This is a genomic window from Erythrobacter sp. CCH5-A1 (assembly GCF_001557115.1).
GTDB lineage: Bacteria > Pseudomonadota > Alphaproteobacteria > Sphingomonadales > Sphingomonadaceae > Erythrobacter.
Map to the genome: position 1 here is coordinate 1 of NZ_LSKQ01000144.1, position 21,112 is coordinate 21,112.

13 protein-coding genes and 1 tRNA gene are annotated in these 21,112 nt (G+C 67.5%); 8 read left to right on the forward strand and 6 right to left on the reverse strand.

Going from position 1 to position 21,112, the window contains the following annotated elements; genetic code table 11:
* Window positions 1-158 precede the first annotated feature (158 nt).
* From AX708_RS07945 to AX708_RS07955, 3 genes are all read left to right on the forward strand, one after another.
* The gene (locus AX708_RS07945; RefSeq protein ID WP_066525452.1) at window positions 159-434 is read left to right on the forward strand and encodes a hypothetical protein; all 276 of its coding nucleotides are present in this window, start codon (window positions 159-161) and stop codon (window positions 432-434) included.
* Window positions 435-561: 127 nt separating this feature from the next.
* A complete protein-coding gene (gene secA, locus AX708_RS07950; protein WP_066525454.1) occupies window positions 562-3,327 on the forward strand; it encodes a preprotein translocase subunit SecA in 2,766 nt (921 codons plus the stop codon).
* A gap of 40 nt (window positions 3,328-3,367) precedes the next feature.
* The gene (locus AX708_RS07955) at window positions 3,368-4,123 is read left to right on the forward strand and encodes a sulfite exporter TauE/SafE family protein (protein WP_066525456.1); all 756 of its coding nucleotides are present in this window, start codon (window positions 3,368-3,370) and stop codon (window positions 4,121-4,123) included.
* Here AX708_RS07955 and AX708_RS20820 read toward each other — a convergent pair.
* Window positions 4,120-5,064: a YeeE/YedE thiosulfate transporter family protein gene (locus tag AX708_RS20820; RefSeq protein ID WP_066525459.1), complete on the reverse strand. Its 945-nt coding sequence runs from the start codon at window positions 5,062-5,064 to the stop codon at window positions 4,120-4,122. The genes AX708_RS07955 and AX708_RS20820 overlap by 4 nt on opposite strands.
* 120 nt (window positions 5,065-5,184) lie before the next feature.
* On the opposite strand from AX708_RS20820, the gene AX708_RS20825 reads away from it, so the two are divergent.
* The 3 genes from AX708_RS20825 (at window position 5,185) to AX708_RS07975 (ending at window position 9,859) form a co-directional block, all read left to right on the forward strand.
* Window positions 5,185-5,622, forward strand: coding sequence for a hypothetical protein (locus AX708_RS20825; RefSeq protein ID WP_066525461.1), 438 nt, complete (start codon window positions 5,185-5,187; stop codon window positions 5,620-5,622).
* A gap of 204 nt (window positions 5,623-5,826) precedes the next feature.
* Window positions 5,827-8,493, forward strand: coding sequence for a transferrin-binding protein-like solute binding protein (locus tag AX708_RS21305; protein WP_197425855.1), 2,667 nt, complete (start codon window positions 5,827-5,829; stop codon window positions 8,491-8,493).
* A 34-nt stretch (window positions 8,494-8,527) separates the two neighbouring features.
* Window positions 8,528-9,859 carry a surface lipoprotein assembly modifier gene (locus AX708_RS07975; RefSeq protein WP_066525465.1) on the forward strand — a complete coding sequence of 444 codons (1,332 nt, stop codon included), beginning with the start codon at window positions 8,528-8,530 and terminating at the stop codon, window positions 9,857-9,859.
* Between the two features lie 175 nt (window positions 9,860-10,034).
* Here the strand turns inward: AX708_RS07975 and AX708_RS07980 are convergent.
* Together AX708_RS07980 and AX708_RS07985 are read right to left on the reverse strand one after the other, a co-directional pair.
* A tRNA-Asn gene (locus AX708_RS07980) sits at window positions 10,035-10,109 on the reverse strand.
* A gap of 158 nt (window positions 10,110-10,267) precedes the next feature.
* Window positions 10,268-11,185, reverse strand: a complete 918-nt coding sequence (locus AX708_RS07985) for an NAD kinase (protein ID WP_255357984.1) — start codon at window positions 11,183-11,185, stop codon at window positions 10,268-10,270.
* Between the two features lie 32 nt (window positions 11,186-11,217).
* Between AX708_RS07985 and AX708_RS07990 the strand changes: the two genes are divergently transcribed.
* Complete coding sequence (locus tag AX708_RS07990) at window positions 11,218-12,051, forward strand: EAL domain-containing protein (protein ID WP_066525471.1); 834 nt, start codon at window positions 11,218-11,220, stop codon at window positions 12,049-12,051.
* A 124-nt stretch (window positions 12,052-12,175) separates the two neighbouring features.
* On the opposite strand, the gene AX708_RS07995 is transcribed toward AX708_RS07990, so the two are convergent.
* Together AX708_RS07995 and AX708_RS08000 are read right to left on the reverse strand one after the other, a co-directional pair.
* Window positions 12,176-14,632: a PhoX family phosphatase gene (locus AX708_RS07995; protein ID WP_067489908.1), complete on the reverse strand. Its 2,457-nt coding sequence runs from the start codon at window positions 14,630-14,632 to the stop codon at window positions 12,176-12,178.
* A 151-nt stretch (window positions 14,633-14,783) separates the two neighbouring features.
* Window positions 14,784-16,499: an ankyrin repeat domain-containing protein gene (locus AX708_RS08000; RefSeq protein WP_066527971.1), complete on the reverse strand. Its 1,716-nt coding sequence runs from the start codon at window positions 16,497-16,499 to the stop codon at window positions 14,784-14,786.
* A 176-nt stretch (window positions 16,500-16,675) separates the two neighbouring features.
* On the opposite strand from AX708_RS08000, the gene AX708_RS08005 reads away from it, so the two are divergent.
* The gene (locus AX708_RS08005) at window positions 16,676-17,446 is read left to right on the forward strand and encodes a transglutaminase family protein (protein WP_066527967.1); all 771 of its coding nucleotides are present in this window, start codon (window positions 16,676-16,678) and stop codon (window positions 17,444-17,446) included.
* On the opposite strand, the gene mfd is transcribed toward AX708_RS08005, so the two are convergent.
* Complete coding sequence (gene mfd, locus AX708_RS08010) at window positions 17,443-20,943, reverse strand: transcription-repair coupling factor (protein WP_066527965.1); 3,501 nt, start codon at window positions 20,941-20,943, stop codon at window positions 17,443-17,445. The two genes, AX708_RS08005 and mfd, sit on opposite strands and share 4 nt — an antisense overlap.
* Window positions 20,944-21,112: the final 169 nt, after the last annotated feature.

Below are 21,112 nucleotides of genomic sequence, written 5' to 3' on the forward strand. Positions count from 1 at the left end.
GGCGAGGGGGGAGGGATCGATCTGCATGGGATGCGCCCGTAATGGGCAATCGGGAGCGCTGCAATCGCGTGGTTTCGCGCGGGCCGATTAAGCTCTCGCACAGCTAATCGCGCTATGGCGGTGGACGAATTGGCCCTTAGGTTCTATCTGAAGGCATCATGACCCGGCGTTTTCTTGCTCTGCTGGCCCTGCTTACCGGCCTTGTCGCTCTTGGCGGCACGGCCCAGGCGTCGCTGGCCGAAGCGCTGGCGTGCTCGGCGAGCGTCGCTGCGGCGAGCGGGGACGAACGTGTCGCAAGCGAGAGCGTGGCGGCGCAGCCTGCGCCCGCCACGATCAGCGCCACCCGCGCGGCCGAGTGCGAATGTCCGCCGCCGCCGGTTCCGGCATCGCTTCGCCTGCCGGTTCTGATGGGGATCGAGCGCTCCTTCGAATAGGCGCGCGCCCGCCCACACCCGAATTCCCGCGCGCCGCGCCCCGGATGGGTCCGCGCGCCATCCCCAGAACAGATGTGCATGCCGCCCCGCATCAGGGCGGTTGCAACCGAATCAAAGGCTTAGACCCATGTTCAGTTCCGTCATCAAATCCGTCTTCGGCTCGGCCAACGAGCGTTACATCAAGGCCGCGCGCAAGATCGTCGCGCAGATCAATGATTTGGAGCCGCAGATCCAGGCGCTCAGCGATGAAGAGCTGCAGGGCCAGACCAACAAGCTGCGCGGCCTGATCGATGGAGGCGCCAAGCTCGACGACATTCTGCCGGAAGCCTTCGCCACGGTGCGCGAGGCCTCGGTGCGCGTCTTCGGCATGCGCCACTTCGATGTCCAGCTGATCGGCGGCCTCGTGCTCCACCGCGGCGAGATCGCCGAAATGCGCACCGGCGAGGGCAAGACCCTGATGGCGACGCTGGCGGTCTATTTGAACGCGCTCGAGGGCAAGGGCGTCCACGTCGTCACCGTGAACGATTACCTCGCCCGGCGCGATGCCGAAGAGATGGGCAAGCTCTACAACTGGCTCGGGCTGTCGGTCGGCGTGATCGTCCCCGGCATGCCCGAGGAGATGAAGCGCGGCGCCTACAACGCCGACATCACCTACGGGACGAACAACGAATTCGGGTTCGATTACCTGCGCGACAACATGAAGCACTCGCGCAGCGAGATGGCGCAGCGGCCCTTCAACTTCGCGATCGTCGACGAGGTGGACTCGATCCTGATCGACGAGGCGCGCACCCCGCTGATCATCTCCGGGCCGACCGAGGACAAGTCCGAGCTCTACGTCCTGCTCGATCAGGTGGCGCGCGACATCCCCCAAGAATGGCTCGACATCGACGAGAAGACCAAGCGCGTCCAGCTGACCGAGGATGGCCTTGAAGAGGTCGAGAAGTTGCTGATCGAGAAGGGCCTGCTCGCTTCGGAAAACCTTTACGATGCGCAGAACACCCAGGTCGTCCACCACCTCGACCAGGCGCTGGTCGCCAACTTCGCCCGCAAGCGCGACACCGATTACATCGTCAAGGACGGCAAGGTCATCATCATCGACGAGTTCACCGGCCGCATGATGGATGGCCGCCGCTGGTCCAATGGCCTGCACCAGGCGGTCGAGGCCAAGGAAGGCGTGCGGATCGAGCCGGAAAACCAGACGCTCGCCTCGATCACCTTCCAGAACTACTTCCGCATGTATCCCAAGCTCTCCGGCATGACCGGCACCGCGGCGACCGAAGCGGCGGAATTCTGGGACATCTACAAGGTCGGCGTGGTCGAAATCCCCACCAACCTGCCCGTCGCACGGATCGACGAGGAGGACGAGTTCTACAAGAACACCGCCGACAAGTTCGGCGCCATTGCCCGCGCGATCAAGGAAAAGCAGGAGATCGGCCAACCGGTGCTGGTCGGCACGGTCTCGATCGAGAAGTCGGAGCTGCTCAGCGAATATCTCGACAAGGAAGGCGTCCGCCACGCGGTCCTCAACGCCCGCTTCCACGAACAGGAAGCGCATATCGTGGCACAGGCCGGTCGCTACGGCGCGGTCACCATCGCCACCAACATGGCCGGCCGCGGCACCGACATCCAGCTCGGCGGCAACGTCGAATACCGCATCCGCGACGAACTTGCCGATATGCCCGAGGGTCCCGAGCGCGACGCCGCCATAGCCGCTATCCGCGCCGAAGTCGCCGAGGAGAAGGAGCGCGTGAAGGCAGCCGGCGGGCTGTTCGTGCTCGGCACCGAACGCCACGAGAGCCGCCGCATCGACAACCAGCTTCGCGGGCGCTCGGGCCGTCAGGGCGACCCGGGCCTGTCGCGCTTCTACCTGTGCCTCGAGGACGATCTGCTGCGCATCTTCGGCCCCGACACGCTGTTTTCCAAGATGATGAGATCGAACCTCGCGGATGGCGAGGCGATCGGCTCCAAGTGGCTGTCCAAGGCGATCGAGACCGCGCAGAAGAAGGTCGAGGCACGCAATTACGACATGCGCAAGCAGGTCGTGCAATATGACGACGTGATGAACGACCAGCGCAAGGTGGTCTACGAACAGCGCGCCGAGATCATGGATTCAGAGGCGGTCGACGACGTGGTCGTCGACATGCGCCACGACACGATCAACGCGCTGGTCGGCGCCTCGTGCCCGCCGGGCTCCTACCCCGAGCAGTGGGATGTAGACGGCCTCAAGGCGCGTGCCGAGGAAATCTTCGGCTTCCAGCCCCCGTTCGACGCGTGGCTCGCCGAAGAGGAGGTCGAGCCCGAACTGCTCGAGGAAAAGCTGCGCGCGCTGACCGATCAGATGATGGACGCCAAGATGGGGGCCCAGGATGCCGGGATCTGGCGCATGGTCGAAAAGGACGTGCTGCTGCGCCAGCTTGACCACCACTGGAAGGAGCACCTGTCCACCCTCGATGCGCTGCGCCAGGTGATCTGGATGCGCGGCATGGCGCAGAAGCAGCCGATCAACGAATACAAGCAGGAAGCCTTCGCGCTGTTCGAGACGATGCTCGATACCCTGCGCGAGGAAGTGACCAGGATCCTGTTCCGCGCCGAGCTGCGTTTCGAGGAGCCCGCCCCGCAGGCGCTGCCCGATCTGCCGGCCTTCCTGACCGGGCATATCGATCCGCTCACCGGCCTTGACGACAGCGCCGATGGCGACGGGTCGGAAAGCCGCCCACAGCTGTTCGGCTCGCTGGCGGGCGCGCCGGGGGCGGAATTCGGCCCCGGCGGGGCGGCGGCGGGGACCGATCCTTACGCCAATCTCGGCCTCAGCCGCAACGCGACCTGCCCCTGCGGCAGCGGGCAGAAGTACAAGCACTGCCACGGCGCCCTGCCGTCGCGCGCGCTGGTCTGATCCGGCCGCGCGGGGGCCGGGGGCGCGGCGGGACTGAGCGATGATCGGCGCGGTGCCCGTGCTGCTGGCGCTCGCCTTCGCGGTGACGGCGCTGCTCTATGCCAGCGTCGGTTTCGGGGGCGGGTCGACCTATTCGGCGCTGCTGGCGCTGTCGGGGCTCGATTATCGCCTGCTGCCGCTGGTGAGCCTTGCCTGCAACATCGTGGTGGTCAGCGGATCGAGCATCCGCTTCGCCCGAGCCGGGCTGACCCCGTGGAAGAAGGCAGGCGTTATCGTCGCGCTGGGAGCGCCGATGAGCTTTCTCGGCGGGCTGACTCCGATCAGGGAGGCGACCTTCCTCACGCTGCTCGGCGCGAGCCTGATGCTGACCGCGCTGACAATGTTTGTCCCCGTGAAGGAAGACACCGAGGGCGCGCCCACCCGCGCCGCGCGCTTCATGCCGCTCGCTGCCGCGCCGCTCGGCTATTTCGCCGGGCTAGTGGGGATCGGCGGGGGGATCTTCCTCGCGCCCCTGCTGCACCTTGCGCGCTGGCACGAGGCGCGCGGGATCGCGTCGACCGCGAGCCTTTTCATCCTCGTCAACTCGCTATTCGGCCTCGCCGGCCAGATGGTGAAGAACGGCCCCGGCCTGCTGGGCGCTGCACTCGGGGCAAGCCTGCCGCTGCTGATCGCGGTGGTGGTCGGTGGGCAGATCGGCAGCCTCTTCGCCGCGCGCCTGCTGCCGCCCCGCTGGATCCGCTGGCTGACCGCGCTCTTGGTCGGCGTGGTGGGCGTACGGTTGCTGGCGGGGGTCTAAGCCCCCATCGGCACGGCCTGCCGTCGGATCAGCAGCGCCAGCGCCAGCGTCGCGGCAAAGCTCGCATAGCCCGCCAGGAGGTTGGGGAGGAGCAGCGGCACGCCGGTGAACAGCATCGCGTCATTGCCCCCCGGCACCAGCGTCGCGCCCGCGCCCATCAGGAGGCCGCCCGCGACGGCGCGCAGCCATTGCCTCCCGCTCCCCGCGCGCCAGGCGAAGGTGCGGCCGATGATCGTCGCGCCGGTCATCCCCGCGAGTAGCGCCGCGAGGCCGAACAGCGCTCCTGACGCCCAGCTCTTGCCATAGGCGATCTCGGCGATGCGACTGGTGTAGACCCACTGCCGGTCGAGCGCGAAGAGCAGGCCCGATGCGGTGCCGATCAGACCCATTGCGATCAGCGGCGACCAGCCGCCTTTCGGTCGGTGCCAGCCGAGACGCCGGTAGAGATAGGTCGCGGCCGCCGCGCCCACGGTGCCGCCGAGCGTCAGCGCCAGCACGACATGGCCGGTGAGCGGCGAGGGCACGGGCGCGCGCGGCGGGAGCATCAGCGCCGCGCTCGACATGCTCGGGCCCAGCAGCAGCGCCGCCACGAACATCGCCGCGATCGTGCCGGCACGCGGCAGGTCGCCGGTGGTGAGCGCGGCCAACGTGCCCATCGCGCAGTTTCCGGCGAGGATCGAGCCGAGCCCGAACAGCACGCCGCCTGCCACGCTGAGCGGGTCTGGCGCTGTGCCCTGGAGGGTCATGAAGGGGTCGGCGCCGACCCATTCGGCCAACCCCATCACCACCATCGCCGCCGCGGCCGCCAGCGCGAAGCCCGCGATCCGGTGAAAGCGACGCTTGTCCATCACCTCGCGCATCGCCCGCACCATGCACACGCCCGCGCGCTGGCTGGCATAGCCGATCAGGAACATCAGCGCAGTGGTGAGTGCGAGCGTCACGCCATGAAGCTGTAGCGAATGATGCAACCAGCGCAATCGGGCGAATAGATTATCATACTTAAGTGTCCTGAGATCGCCTGTGTGACAGCTATCCGACAAAAGCGGGGTGGGGGATAGCAGATGGAGAGCGAGGAGCAGCGCGGTGCAGAGGCTGCACCCGGGACATCCGAAAGCGCGCAGCGGGCGCACCGTCGCTGGGCCTTGCGGCGCGGGATCGAGCTTGCCGCCGATGTGACCGATTCCTCCGGCTTCAGCTTCCCTGCCCGGATCGTCGAGATTTCGGAGGAAGGGTGCAGGCTTTGCACCTATGACGCGCCCGTGCTGGACCGCGACCAGCTCCACACAATCAAGGTCACCGGGCTCGAGCCGCTCGGCGCCTATGTCGTCTGGGCGAGCGGGGAGGATGTGGGCCTTACGTTCGCCACCCCGCTCGATCCGGTGACGGTGCGAAGCCTCGTGACCAAATCGCTCTACGCCCGGCTGAGCCGCCGCCTGGCACGCGCCGGGCGCGGCGCGGACGAATTCGGCAGCCTGCCGCCGTTCCCGTTCCCCGACTAGCGCTGGCCCCGGCCAAGGTCGGCAAAGTGTGGCTCCCGCCATGTCGGGGTGGGGAGCAGCCGAGGAAGCTTCTGCGTATTTGCGGAAAATCTAGGCTGACCAAGTCTTGCGCTGTTGCGCAATGACTTTCGCCTGCTAATCAACGCGATGGACAGGGGGCGCCGAGGGGTTCGGGAGCCATCTTCATGTCCTTGGGGAAGGTTCATGCATATCTCTCGTGCGCGTCTTGCAGCTCTGCCGTTGATCTTTGCCGGCTTCGGGCTGACTGCCTGCGGCGGTAGCGGGCAGAGCGTTTCGAGCACCCCGCCGCCGCCCGTTTCACCCACTCCGACCCCCACGCCCACGCCCACGCCGGCGCCGACACCAACGCCTACGCCTACGCCTACGCCTACGCCCACTCCGACCCCGACCGGCAACGCCGATCTTCTGGGGCCACTGGCCACCCAGTCGTTCTCGAATGACGCCGCCCGCGCGCAGATCTCGCTCAATGCCTCGGGCTCGACCGGCACGGTCAGCAGCCCTGCGGTAACGCTGCGCTACGACGCTTCGAACCAGAGTTACAACCTGACCACGCCGACCGGCACCATCGCCTTTCTGCCCGGCGACATCGACAACGCCAACTCCAACGCCGGCGCGGTCGTCTACACCAAGACCAATGGCAACACGACCGACACCCTGACACTCACCCGTCCGGGCACCAGCGGAGCCGTCACCTATCGCTATGTCGGGGGCGCTTTCTGGCAGCGCACCGTGCAGACCAGCGCGACCAGCGGCACGGTCGCGCTCGATGCCGTCGCCTACGGCATTCCGACGCTCAACACGGCACTGCCGCGCACCGGCACGGCGAGCTTTGCGGTCGACCTGATCGGCGCACGCTCGGTGGGAACGGGCCTCGCCCCGATCACCGGCGCGGGCACGACCTTTGTCGACTTCGCCAATCTCGATGTGATTACCACCGGCCGCCTCGTCGCTGGCGGCGTGACGGGGGGCACGGGCAACAACGCCTTCACCTCGATCGCGAAACTCTCGTCCAGCGGCAATGCGTTTTCGGGTGACTTCACGCTCGATGACTTCGGCAAGTTCACCGGCACGCTGAACGGGCGCTTCTACGGACCCGGCGCCGAGGAAATCGGCGCGGCGATCCGTGCGACGCTCGGCACCGATGTGCTGGTCGCCGCCCTGCTCGGCCGCCGCGGGACCGGCGCGCAGGCCAACACCCGCTTCAACAGCGACAGCGAGGCCAGCCAGCCTGACGGGCGTCCGCTCGCCTCGAGCGATTTCTTCACCAGCGATTCAGCGCGCATCTTCGTGACGCTGCCGGGCCGATCGGGAGGCAATACGTCGGGCGGGGCCAGCAATGGCAGTCGCGAAGCGGGCAACATGCGTCTGCTCTACGATCGCGGCGCCAATGGCTACACCGTGATCGCGCCGGACCGTTCGACCACCTTCTTGCCCCCGTTCCGCAATACCAATGCCACGGATATCGAGGAATTCGCCCCGGGCGTCGGCACGGTGCGGGCCGATCTCAATCCGGACATCAATCTGACCTACACCCGGGCCGGGTCCTGGCGCTACAACACCCCGACAACGGGCGGCGTTCGTGAGCGGGTGGAGCATTTCGTCTACGGCTTCCCCACCGCGAACAGCGCCGTGCCGCGGACCGGATCGGCCAATTACGCGGTCCGGCTGGCGGCGACGCTGGCGGATCCGGGCTATGCCAACTTCATCGGAGCCAATGGTGCGGGCGTGCTCGAGATCAATTTCGGCACCGGCGCGATCCGCGGGCTGGGCACCGTCAACTATGGCGAGGACCAGACCTTGTCCGGCGTGTCGCGGTTCAGCGGGCGCGGCAATTTCGACCTCACCGCTGCGCTCGCCAGCGCGGCCAACGGCTTTACCGGCACCATCAACTTCACCGGTTTCGGTCCCTACAGCGGCGCGCTGAGCGGCCGGTTGTTCGGGCCGGCTGCCGATGAGCTGGGCGCCAGCTTCAGCCTTGCCAGCACCGCAGGCGGGATCGGGGCGGGCACGCTGGTGGGGGTCAAGGACCCCAATGCCGTTCTGCCGGGCGCCGTTGTCCCGCTCCTGTCGCTGCCCGGACCGACCGAGCTTGCCACCGCCAGCCGCCAGGCGGGCTCGGGGGCGAATATCGGCTTCCTGCAATCGGTGAACTTCGATCCGGTCGCCAATCGCTACATCATGCGGTTCAATCCCAACACCACCGGGGACGGGCCGACCACCGATCTGACACTGGCTTTCGCCAATCGCGATGTCGGCGCCAGCACAGCGGAAGGATCGGTCTATCGCGGCACCTTTGCGGGGCTGGACTATGTCGCCTTCATCTCTCAGCCCGGCAGCAGCAATCCGCGGATCGCGCTGACTTACCTGTCCTACAGCACCTTCGCGGTGCGTGACGGGCGGGTGAACTATTACAACCACCACGGGTTGGCGACCCCGGTGCTGGCCATGCCGCGCTCGGGCACCGGCACCTACAACGGGGTTATCATCGGGCAGGGCGTGTCCGATCTGTCGGGCGGTTCCTTCACCCAGACACTCTACGATCTGGGCGGCACCGGCCGGCTGACCGCCAATTTCGGCGATGCGAGCTTTGCCTCCACCCTGTCGATCACCGGCCGCAGTCGGACCGATAGCAGCCAGCGCAATTTCGGTGATTTCGTCCTGAACGGCACCATCACCGGCAACGTCTTCAATCAGCCCACCAATGGCCGGTCGCTGGTGGGAACCTTCTACGGGCCCGAGGCGGCCGAACTGGCGGCGCTGTTCAACATTATCGATTTCGCTACGCCAATCCCGGGTACCAACGAGCGGATCGAACTCAACGGGCTGTTTCTCGGCAAGAAGGCGCCTTGACGGGATTTCGCGCGGCGCCGGATCGGATGCGGGCATGAGGGCTGTTCTTGCGCGGCGGATGGCCGCCGCGGCGCTGGCGCTGTGCGCCGCGCCGCTCGCCGCACAAGAGGCGCAGCCGGCGGGCGAGGTTCAGTTGTCCGCCGCGCAGGTGTTCCAGATTGCAGCCGAGGCCGAGGCTCGCAAGGACTACGCCACCGCCGAGACCGCCTACCGCGCGCTCTTCGCCGATCCCGACATCGCGGTGCGCAACGAAGCGCGCTTCCGCCTCGCGCTGATGCTGGCCGATGGCTTGCAGCGCTATGCCGATGCTGCCGTGCTGCTGCGCCAGATCCTCGACGAGGAGCCCGGTATCGGGAGGGTGCGGTTGGAGCTTGCACGGGTGCAGGCGATGATGGGCAACATGCGCGCGGCCGAGCGCGAATTGCGCGCCGCCAGCGCGTCGGGCCTGCCGCCGGAGGTCGAGCAGATGGTGCAGTTCTTCCGCACCGCGATCAACGCCAACCGTCCCTTCGGCGCCAATCTCGAGCTGGCGCTGGCGCCCGACAGCAACATCAACCGCGCCACCCGTTCCGACACGCTCGGCACGGTGATCGGCGACTTCACGCTGGACGAGGACGCGCAGGCGCAATCGGGGATCGGCCTGTTCGCGCGCACCAACCTGTGGGCCCGCCTGCCTTTGAGCAAGACGGTCGATCTCCAGGCCCGCGCCAATGCCGGCGGCAATTTCTACCTTGAAGATCAGTTCAACGACCTGTCCACCGGCGTCCAGATCGGCCCGCGCATCCGGCTGGGCAGCGATGTGCTGTCGGTTGCTGCGACCGCATCGTGGCGCTGGTTCGGGGGCGAACCCTTCACCTTCAATTACGGGTTGGAGTCGAGCTTTCAGCACCCGCTCGGCAAGACCGCGCAATTCTCTGCCGATGTCACTCTGCTGCGGAGCGAGGACCGGCTTAACAGCCTGCGCGATGCCGATATTGCGATTGCCACGGTGGGGCTGGACAAGTCCTTCTCGGCCCGCTGGGGCGGCGGGCTGCGCCTCACAGGTCAGCGGCAAGCGGCACGCGATCCCGGCTTCTCGATCGCGGCAGGCGGGGTATCCGCCTATGCCTTTCGCGAATTGGGTTCGACAACGCTGCTGGTCTCAGCCGGTTACCAGCATCTCGAAGCCGATGCGCGCCTGTTCCTCTTCCCGCGAAGGCGCATTGATGACCGGCTCGATGTTCTTGCCTCGGCGACCTTGCGGTCGCTCCGCGTTGGCCGCTTCGCGCCGCTGGTCAGAGTTCGCTACGAGCGAAACTGGTCGAGCGTGGGGATCTTCGACTTCGACCGAATCGGTGCGGAAGTGGGGATCACCGCGGCATTCTGACAAACTCTGCCGCTACGTAGGCATTGGTGGTTCTCTCGGAGCAAAAGCAGCCGCAAGTGCTGAGGGCTCAGCAAGCTCAAGCCCGCCATTTCGATCGCGATGTGGGGAATGGTGTGGGGAGAGCCCCGCAGTTGGCAGAACAAGACGCCGTGGTCTTTGTTGCTAGCTGGTAAAATGGCTCCCCGAGTAGGATTCGAACCTACGGCCAAGTGATTAACAGTCACCTACTCTACCGCTGAGCTATCGGGGAGCAACTCTTCCAAGCGGTCTAAGGAAGAGCGGAAGCGCGCCTATATTGGGCAGGACGGGGGATTGCAAGGGGGTTTTGAGCGACCTTCGGCATCATCCTCCGAACGGTCGCAAAGCTACCGCAAGCGCGCCCGCGCGCCGGCGGGCGCGCGGAACATATCACGCCGTGACGAACTGTTCGGCCACGATCCGCTCCTCGAGGCTCTGGCCGGGATCGAACAGCAGCGTCAGATCGCAGTCGCGCGCGATCTCGAGGCGCACCTCGGCGATGTCGCGCAGCTCCTTCTGGTCGGCGACCGCCGCGACCGGGCGCTTCACCGGCTCGAGCACCTTCAGGATGATCTTCATCCGGTCGGGCAGGATCGCCCCGCGCCAGCGCCGCGGGCGGAAGGGGCTGATCGGGGTCAGCGCCAGCATCTTGCTGTCCAAGGGCAGGATCGGCCCTTGTGCGGAGAGGTTGTAGGCGGTGGAGCCGGCGGGCGTCGCCACCAGCACCCCGTCGCACACCAGCTCGCGGATGCGCACGCGGTCACCCACGGTGACTTCGATCTTGGCGGTCTGGCGGGTTTCGCGCAGCAGCGAGATCTCGTTGATCGCCGAAAGCACGTGGGTTTCCCCGTCCTGCGTCAGCGCCTCGACGCGTAGGGGCGAGATGGTCCAGTGGCGCGCCTTGTTCACCCGGGCGGCGATCGCTGCGCGCTTGTCATAGCGGTTCATCAGGAAGCCGACCGTGCCGAGGTTCATCCCGTAGGCGGGAATGACGCGGCCGGCATCGAGCATCGCGTGCAGCACCTGGAGCATGTAGCCATCGCCGCCCAGGACCACCACGGCGTCAGCCTCGGCCAGAGGAACCCATTCGCCCTGCGCAAGCAGCGCGGCGCGTGCTTCCTGCGCGCGCTCTGTCTCGGATGCCAGCAGCGCGAGCCGCTGGTAGGTCTGGATCTGGCTCGCCATTCTTCCCCCTCCGGCAGCAAAAGCGGCTCGATTGTCACTTATCCACCGCCCGATCCTAGGCGCTTGCCCTGATGTGCCATATCGGCTCGGATTGCAATTGATGCGAGGCAGCTTCGCGATCAAGGGTTAAGGGGACCGGGGCAAAGAGGAAGGCAATGGAACAGGGTCCGACATCGTTGCGCAGGCCTGGCGTGCGCGGGCATCTGCCCGGCGTGCGGCCGGGCGTGCTCGAGGCCGACCTGCTGCGCGCGCTTGACCAGCGCGAGATCGAGGTGCTGTTCCAGCCGCAATTTTCCTGCGTGACCGGGGCCTTGACGGGAGCGGAGGCGCTGGCGCGCTGGCGCCACCCGACGCTGGGCCCGATCGGCGCGCGCGATCTGTTCGCGGTGGCCGAGCGCGCCGCGCTGGTCGCGCCGCTCTCGCGCCACGTGGTCGCGCGCGCGCTGGAGGATGCGGCGACCTGGCCCGCCAATCTCACCTTGTCCCTGAACATCACGCCCGAAGAACTGGGCGACCCCCGGTTTGCCGCCGAATTCGCGGCGCTGATCGGCCAGTCGGACATCGCACCGCAGCGGCTGATGCTGGAGATCACCGAGGACCTGTTGCTCAGGAACCTCGCCCAGGCGGCCAGCGCATTGAAGGCGTTGCGCGGGCTCGGCTTCCGCACCGCATTGGACGATTTCGGCGCGGGCTTCTGCAATTTCCGCTATTTGCGCGAGCTTCCTCTCGATGCCCTGAAGCTCGACAAGGCGATGGTCGAGGGCGTGCCCGCCGATGCGACCGCGCTTGCGGTGCTGCGCGCGATCATCGCGCTCGCCCGCGCGCTTGGCCTTGTGGTCTATGCCGAGGGGATCGAGGACGAGATCCAGCGGGCCGCGATCACCGCGGAAGGCTGCGATTACTGGCAGGGCTTCCTGCGCGCCCAGCCCATGCCGAGCGAGAGCGTGGTCGCGCTCGCCCGGACCGCGCGGGGCATGGGGCACGGTTAGCGGCAGGCCTCGCGCCATTTTTCGGTCACGTGCGCCTGAGCTGCCCGCGTCGCAAAAGGCGAGGGGCGGACCGGCGCCATGCCAGCCCGCCCCCGAATGCGGATCAGTTCGACAAGGGGCGAGCTTACACCCCGACGATGCCGCCATCAGCGCGGGTCACCGCGACCACCGCCGAGCGCGGACGCACGCCCGGTGCGGCGCCGGTCTGGCTGGCGGGCCAGTTGCTGTCCGGCGCGGTCGGGGCGCCGTCCTCGCCCGGGTGCTGGATGCCGACGAACAGCGTGCGGCCGTCCGGGGTGGTGTCGACCCCGGTGATCTCGCAGCCGATCGGGCCGGTCAGGAAGCGCCGCAGGTTGGCCGCGGTCGCCGCCGTGCCGATGAAGGTCGCCTGCGTGGCGGTGGTGCCGTTGGTGTTGGTGATGGTGCGCGCCGCCCCGTCGCCCACCCGGCCCGGAAGCGCGGCGAGCATCTGGTTGTTGGTGCGATCGGTGAAGGCGCCGTCGTCGGTCTGGATCCACAGCAGCGGACGGCCCACGCCCGAGGGGTTCTGCGGGCGGGCGAACCACAGCCCGTCGGGGCTGGAGAAGTCGTTGTCCGCATTGAGGCCCGAGAGGTTGACCTGCGCGCTCGCGTCGGTCGAGTCCGCGCCGAACAGGTAAATGTCCCAGACGAAGGTGGTTGCCGCCGGCGAGTTGCCGTTCTCGCGCAGGCGGATGATGTGGCCGTTGGGGTTGCCCGCGCTGGTGCCGGTGCCGACCGGCTCGACATAGGAGCGCGGATTGGCGGCATCGGTGCCGGTGATCGGGCGCCCGGCGGCGTTGTTGTTGGTGAGGGTCAGGTAGACTTCGCCATTGGCCGGATTGACCGCGGTCCATTCCGGACGGTCCATCGGGGTCGCGCCCACCGCATCGGCGGCCAGGCGGGTGTTGACGAGGATGTCGGCCTGGCTCTCGAAGGTGTAGGCCGGTTCGCCGCCCGCCGCCGGACGGGTCGGCACCTGCCCGAACACCAGCGGCAGCCAGGTGCCGGTGCCGTCGGCGTTGAAGCGCGCGACGTAGAGCGTGCCTGCGTCGAGATACTTGTCGCCCACCGCAAGGCGGTCGCTGCGGTTGCGGTCGGCTTCGGTCCAGGCCGCGTTGGAGACGAACTTATAGAGATATTCGCGCCGCGCATCGTCGCCCATGTAAACCGCGATGCGCTGCCCTTCGACGAGGTTGCTGATCCAGGCACCCTCATGGCCCATGCGGCCCAGCGCGGTGCGCTTGCGAGGGGTGGAGGCGGGGTTGAAGGGATCGATCTCGACCACCCAGCCGAAGGTGTTGGGCTCGTTGCGGTAGTCGGTGGTCGCCGCGCCGGTGCCGGCCCGCGCGTCCCAGCGGCGGTACACGGGATCGGTGGTCGAGACCGAGGCCCAGTTGTAATTGCCGCGGTTGCTGGTGACGCCGTAGCGGCGCAGCGCGGTCAGGTCGCGCGCGGTGCGGTTGGCGGTGTCGGCGCCCGGGCCGGTATTGTCCCGGCGGAAGTAGCCCGCCCAGTTTTCCTCGCAGGTGAGGTTGGTGCCCCATTCGGTGTAGCCGTTGGCGCAGTTGTTGATGGTGCCGGTGCAGGTGGTACCGGTCGGCGAGGCGACGGTCTGCATATAGGTGCTGCCGCGCGCCGGACCATTGATCTGCATCGGGGTGTTGGGAGTGATGCGGCGGTTGAGGGCACTGTTCGGGATCACCACCCAGTTGCGGTTGCCGGTGTCCTGGATCTCGGTGATCGACACGCCGTGCGCCTCGATCTCCTTGATCGATTCTTCGGCCGTGCGCACCTGTCCTGCGCCGAGGTTGGTCGGGCCGTTGGGGTGGAGATACTGGACGCTGAGGTTCTCGTGGTTCTGCACGATCAGCCCGCGGATCGAGCTGTTGTCGTCGCGCACGCCGGCGGCGGACAGGCCGTAGTAATAGAGCGCGTCGCCATGGTCGCCGATGCGGGCGGCATAATTGGTGTCGGTGCCGTCATTGCGGAAGGCTCCGGCGCCCGGCAGGATCGGGTCGCCGAGACGGGTCAGCACGGTGACGGTGTGGCCGGCCGGCACGGTGACGCGATCGTCGCGGTTGCGCGCCACGGCGGTGAAGCCGAGCTGCGCGGGGTTGACCGTGATGTTGATGTCATCGAACTGGTTGTTGGAACCGATGCGGAAGGTGAGCACGGTCGGCTGGCTGACGCCGGGCGCAAAGAAGCTGCGGGTCGTGCCGTTGTTCGTCAAGGTCACCGCCGGGCCCGCGATCTGATCGACCGAGAAGGCGCCCGCATTGGTGATGGTCGGGGCGAGCGTGACCAGGCGGCCCGCGCTGGTGACGGCGTCTTGCCCGGCGTTGACAGTGGTCTGGGACGGGAATGTCCCGGCATCGTCACTGCTGCAAGCGGTCAGCAGCGAAGTCCCGAAGAATGCCGAGAGCGAAGCGGTCATGCCGCCCAGGACCGTCTGACGGCGCGAAAAGCGCTGATCTGCGATCTCGTTCAAAGTCAGGGCATTGCTGAAATTGGTGTCGACGTCACCGTCGGTGTAAGCGTGATCCTTGATTGACGAAGCCATGGAAAACATCCCCCACGGGGACCACCCCCGCTGCGGCTGTAATGCATCGCCGAGGCGTCAAAGCAGCGTCAGTTTTGCGAAAGATTAATGATAGTTCTGTGATGTTTGTCATCTTTCCCGCGCGGGATCGAGCACGGCCAGTGTAGCCCGATCAGTCCCACCAAAGCGTGAAACGCCCGGTCGCGGCCAGCTCTGCGGCAAGCTCCGCGGGGTCGCCGACAGCGGGGCAAAGGGCGGCGAGCGCCTGCGCAAGCGGCATCGGGTCCGGCGGCACCTCGCGCAAGGCCGCGCGAACGAAATCGAAGCCGCAGCCGTAGATGTCGAAGGGGGCGAGGGCGGCGATGTTGGCAAGCCCTTCGAACACGTGGTCGACGCCGCCGCGGGCGTTGGCATTGGTGCCGCAGGCGATCAAGGGCGCAAGCGCCGCGTCCAGTGGCAGCAGCACCAGCGGGACCCGCGCCGGATCGGCATGGTCGAGATGAAACAGCAGCGCCCCCTTCGTGCGCGCTTCGGCGGCGAGCCGAGCGAGGGCGGCATCGTGGCGGCGCGCGTCATCGCCCGTGGGCAGTGACTCGCCAAGGTGCGCATGAATCCGCGTAGCCGAGACATTGTGGAAATAGAGCCCGCCCTTGCGCCGCTTCCAGGCGGAAGGCTGCCGGTTGAATGCCGCCCCGAGGCTTTGAGCATAGCCTGCGAAATCCGGTTCGGCCGCGCGCGCGGGTAGTTCCCTGAAGGCGGCGCGCAGGGCATCGGCCGGACGCGGCGGCAGGCCCCTGCGTTCAGCGATCACCGCCCGGGCGCGGTGGTTGGACCTGGCGTAGAATTCGATGCCCTTGCCCGCATGGTCGCGCGCATCGAGGTCAGCGCCGGCGGCGATCAGCGCGGCGATGATGGGGGCCTTGGCGGTCTGGCAGTGGTAAAGCAGCACCGTCGCCCCCGTGTCCGGATGGCGCAGGTCGGGATCGGCCCCCGCCGCGAGCAGCACCTCGACCACCGCGATATCCTCCGCGGCGTAGAGCGGGCACATGCCCGCGGGGCTCTGGGCTTCGCCGTCCGCACCCGCCGCGATCAGCGCGCGGGCGACGGCAGCGGCCTGCTTGCCCGAGCCTAAGCACATCAGCGCAGTGAGGCCGTGGCGGCTGCGCACATCGGCGGGCACACCCTGAGTGAGCAGGAAGTCCACCCCCTCGCGCCAGGCCATGCTGGCGGCGATGTGCAGCGGGGTGAGGCCCGAGAGCATCGTGAGGCCATCGTCGCTTTCGTGTTCATCGAACCGCGAACCCCTCGCTGCATGCGCGCGCAGTGCTCCCAGCGCCCGCGCGCGCACCGCGTCGTGCACCCCGATCGTTGCGGCCTCGGCTCGCGCGGCGACGGCCTTGGCGAGGACATCGGCGATGCGCTTGCCTCCGGAGGACTGCGCATAGGAAAGCGCGCTCCCGCCGTGGTCGTCGGTTCCCAGCGGATCAGCGCCGTGCTCGACCAGCATGGCGATCAACGGCAGTTTCCGGCTGGCGAGCGCGGTGATCAGCACCGTCTGGCCGCTTTCGGCATTATTGGGATTGCTTATCGTCTTCGCATTTACGTCGGCGCCGCCCTCGATCAGCGCGCGCGCCGCCGCCTCGTTTCCGGCCCGGCAGGCGAGGTGGAGCGGGCGGTCGCCGAAGCGGCCCGGTACTTCCGGATCGGCACCGGCGGAGAGAAGTGCGCGCACCACCGCGTCATTGCCCAGCCCGGCAGCGGCGCACAGCGGCGTTTCGCCCGGCGCGGCGTCGCGCTCGTCGAGCCAGGCGCCCGACGCGATCATGGCGAGCGCGCGGGGGGTATCGCCCGCGCGGATGGCCCGGGTGAGGTCATTGATCGATGCCACGGCGCTGCTCCCTGCCAACCGCATGGCGCGATAGCACCGGGCGCGTTTCGGGACATTTAATCCGGAAGAACCACGAGCGCGGTCGTGCAAGAAACAAGGCGCGCCCTGGCGCATTCCCGTCTAGGTGCGGGTCTCACAGCCCCAGCCTCTCACTCCGAACGGAATCCCTCTTGCCCGTGAAGCTCCGGATCGACGTCCAGCTCGATTACTGGTTCGAACAGCCCTGCGACGTGCTGCTGCATGTCGAGGTTGCGCCGCTTGCGGGGCAGGCGATCGAAGCCTCCGAACTGGCTGCGGGTGCAGCGCTCACCCGGGTTCCGGCGCAGGATGGGGTGGGGACGCGGGCGTGGCTGGCGGCCGAGGGGCGTATGCTGGTCGATTACGCGGCGCAGGTGACCATCGCTCGTCCCGCGCGCGATCTGGCGAGCCTGCCTGCCACCGCGCTCGATCTGCTGCCGGGCGAGGCGGTGCAATATCTGCTGCCCTCGCGCTATTGCCCGTCCGAGCGCTTCTTCGATCTCGTCGATGCGCGCTTTGCGGGGCTTGCGGGCGGCGCGCGGGCCGCGGCGATGGCCGACTGGATCGCGGGGCACCTCGCCTATGTGCGCGGTGCCAGCACCGCCGAAACCACCGCGCTCGACACCTTCCACGATCGCAAGGGCGTGTGCCGCGACTACGCCCATCTGATGATCGCGCTGGCCCGCGCCGCCGACATCCCCGCGCGCTACGCCAGTGTCTATGCCCTGCGCGCCGATCCGCCCGATTTCCACGCGGTGGCCGAAGTGTTCCTCGCCGGGGAATGGCACATTATCGACCCCACCGGCATGGCGAGCGCCGCCGATTGCGCGATCATCGGTATCGGCCGTGACGCGGGTGACGTCGCCTTCCTGACAGCGTTCGGCCCGCTGGTGATGAACAGCCAGAGCGTCTCGGTGATGGCGCTCTAGGCCGCCTTCTTCGCCTTCGCCGCCTTCTTCACGATCCCCGACAAGCCCTTGGTGAGCTGAAACAATCCGTTCATCCGGCTAAGCGGATCGCTCCACGCGCGGTTGATCACCAGCTTCATGTCGGGGCGCAGCTTGGCGGTTTCCTTTCCGCCCTCGTTGAGGCGGGCGACATAGGCGATGAGGCCCGCCGGATCGGGGAAATCGTCATTGTGGAAGGTGACGAGCGTCCCGCGCGCGCCGACGTCGATCTTGGCGATGTTGGCGGCGATGGCCTGATGCTTGACCTCGATCAGTCGGATGAGGTTCTTGGTCGGCTGCGGCAGGTCGCCGAAGCGGTCGATCATCTCGGCGGCGAGGCTTTCGATCTCGTGCTGACCCTCGGCCTGGTTGAGGCGGCGGTAGAGCGCCATGCGTACCGCGAGGTCGGGGACGTAGTCCTCGGGGATCATGATCGGCGCATCGACCGTGATCTGCGGGGTCAGCTTGTCGCGCGGCCGCTCGAGACCCATGTCGCCCGCCTTTGCGGCGAGGATCGCCTCCTCCAGCATCGCCTGATATAGCTCGAAGCCGACTTCGCGGATATGGCCCGACTGCTCGTCGCCCAGCAGGTTGCCCGCGCCGCGGATGTCGAGATCGTGGCTGGCGAGCTGGAACCCTGCGCCGAGCGTGTCGAGATCGCCCAGCACCTTCAGCCGCTTCTGCGCGATCTCGGACAGGGCGACGCCCGCTTCGTGGGTCAGATAGGCATAGGCGCGCAGCTTGGCCCGCCCGACGCGCCCGCGCAGCTGATACAGCTGGGCGAGGCCGAAGCGGTCGGCGCGGTGGATGATGATGGTGTTGGCGGAGGGGATGTCGAGCCCGCTTTCGACGATCGTGGTCGAAAGCAACACGTCATACTTGCCGTCGTAGAAGGCGCCCATCCGCTCCTCGACCTCGCCGGGGCTCATCTGGCCGTGTGCGGAGACGGTCTTCACCTCGGGCACGTTGGCGCGCAGCCATTCCTCGATATCGGTCATGTCCGAGATGCGGGGCACGACGATGAAGCTCTGTCCGCCGCGATGATGTTCGCGCAGCAGGGCCTCGCGCATCACCATGTCGTCCCACTCCATGACGTAGGTGCGCACCGCGAGACGGTCGACCGGCGGTGTCTGGATGGTGGAAAGCTCGCGCAGGCCGCTCATCGCCATCTGGAGGGTGCGCGGGATCGGGGTGGCGGTGAGCGTGAGCACGTGGACATCGGCGCGCAGCTGCTTGAGGCGTTCCTTATGCGTCACCCCGAACCGCTGCTCTTCATCGACGATCACGAGGCCCAGATTCTTGAATTTGGTGGACTTGGACAGGATCGCGTGTGTGCCCACCACAAGGTCGATCTGGCCGCTTTCCAGCCCCTCGCGCGTCTCGGCGGCTTCCTTGGCGGTGACGAGGCGCGAAAGGCGGCCGACTTCGAGGGGGAAGCCGGCGAAGCGCTCGGCGAATTTCTGGTAGTGCTGACGGGCCAGCAGGGTGGTTGGCGCGACGACGGCCACCTGTTGTCCGTTCATCGCCGCGACGAAGGCGGCGCGCAGGGCCACCTCGGTCTTGCCAAAGCCGACATCGCCGCACACCAGCCGGTCCATCGGCCTTCCGCTTTCGAGGTCCGCGAGCACATCTGCGATGGCGCGTTCCTGATCCTCGGTCTCGGACCAGGGGAAGCGGTCGGTGAACTGGCCGAGGCTCGCGGGATCGGCGGGGAGGGCGGGTGCCTGCCTGAGCGCGCGCGCGGCGGCGACCTGCATCAGCTCGCCTGCGATGGCGGTGATCCGCTCCTTGAGCTTCGCGCGGCGGCGCTGCCACGCCTCGCCGCCCAATTTGTCGAGCGCGACCGCCTGTTCTGACGAGCCGTAGCGAGTGAGGACGTCGATATTCTCGACCGGAATGAACAGCTTGTCCCCGCCCGCATATTCGAGCGCTACGCAATCGTGCTTGCTCTTGCCGACGGGGATCGCCTCGAGCCCGAGATATTTGCCGATCCCGTGCTCGATATGCACGACCAGATCGCCCTGCGAGAGCGCCTGAAGCTCGGCGAGGAAGGCGTCGGAATCCTTGCGCTTCTTCTTGCGCCGCACCAGCCGGTCGCCGAGGATGTCGGCCTCGGTTAGGATTTCGAGGGCGTCGGAGGCAAAGCCCGTTTCGAGCGGCAGGACGACCACGGCGGTGGTCTTCTTCGCCGCCAGCCCCAAGGCCTGTTGCCAGCTATCGGCGAGCGCAGTGGGCGCGCCTGCCTCGTCGATGATCGCGGCGATGCGGCGCGCGCTGCCGGTGGAATAGGCCGCGACCAATGATTTGCGCGCCGACTTGCCGACGCTCTTGAGGTGCGCGGCGGCAGCCTCGTAAACATTCTCACCACGCCCGCGCTCGGGCGAGAAGTCGCGGGCCGAGCGGAAGCCGAAATCGACCACGCCGGCGCTCTCCTCCGAGGCAAAGCCGGTTGCTCGGTGGGCAGGCATGGCAGCGAGCGCGGCGTCGAATTCGGCGCGCGAAAGGTAAAGCGCATCGGGGGCGAGCGGGCGATAGGAACCCTTTTTCTCCCCAGCGATCCGCCCGCGCTGTTCGTGATAATCGGCGATGTCGGTCAAGCGCTCCTCGGCGGCTCCGAGCGCGCCCTGGTCGATTACCACCACATCGTCCTTGCCGAGGTGGTCGAACAGGCTGGCCAGTTTGGCCTCGAACAGCGGCAGCCAGTGCTCCATACCCGCCAGCCTGCGCCCGTCGGTTACCGCCTCGTAAAGCGGGTCCTGCGTCGCGTTCGCCCCGAACAATTCGCGGTAGCGGGTGCGGAAGCGCTTGATGCTGTCCTCGTCGAGCAGCGCTTCGGAGGCGGGGAGCAGCAGGTGGCTGTCGATCCGCTCGACGGTGCGCTGGGTGGCGGGATCGAACAGGCGCAAGCTTTCCAGCTCGTCACCGAAGAAGTCGAGCCTGAGGCCGCTCTCGAGCGAGGACGGGAAGATGTCGACGATCGACCCGCGTACGGCAAATTCGCCGTGGTCGATCACCGTGTCGGTGCGGCTGTAGCCCTGCCGCACGAGCAGCGCGGTCAGGCTCTCCTGCCCGATCCGCGTGCCGACCTTGAACTCGCGTACGGACTCGCGCACCCGGAAGGGGGTGAGCACCCGCTGGAGCACGGCGTTGACCGTGGTCACCAGCAATTGCTGCGCCCCGCCTGGTTGCTGCAAGGCGTGGAGCGCTGCGAGCCGCTCCGCGCTGATCGACAAGGCGGGGCTGGCGCGGTCGTAGGGCAGGCAGTCCCACGCGGGGAAGGTGACGACCTCGACCTCGGGCGCGAAGAAGCGCGCGGCCTCGGCAGCGGCACGCATCGCGGCCTCGTCCGATGCGATGAACACCGCCCGGCGCTTCGCCGCCCGCGCCAGATCGGCGAGCACCAGCGGCACGCTCCCGCGCGGAAGCGAGGCGAGGGTCAGCGGTTCGCGGGCCGCAAGGATGCGGTTCAGATCGGGCATGGGGTCACTTCACTTCAGCCAAAGGGGGGCGACGCAGGAATGCCCCCAACTCGAAAAGAGGAGGGGGTCACATGGGAGGCGGGGCGCCCAAGCCAAACAGCGCGGGCGCGGAAATTGTTCCGGGCCTTAGACTGGCTCGGGCCGCTTGTCGATTTGCGCCGGTCGCTTG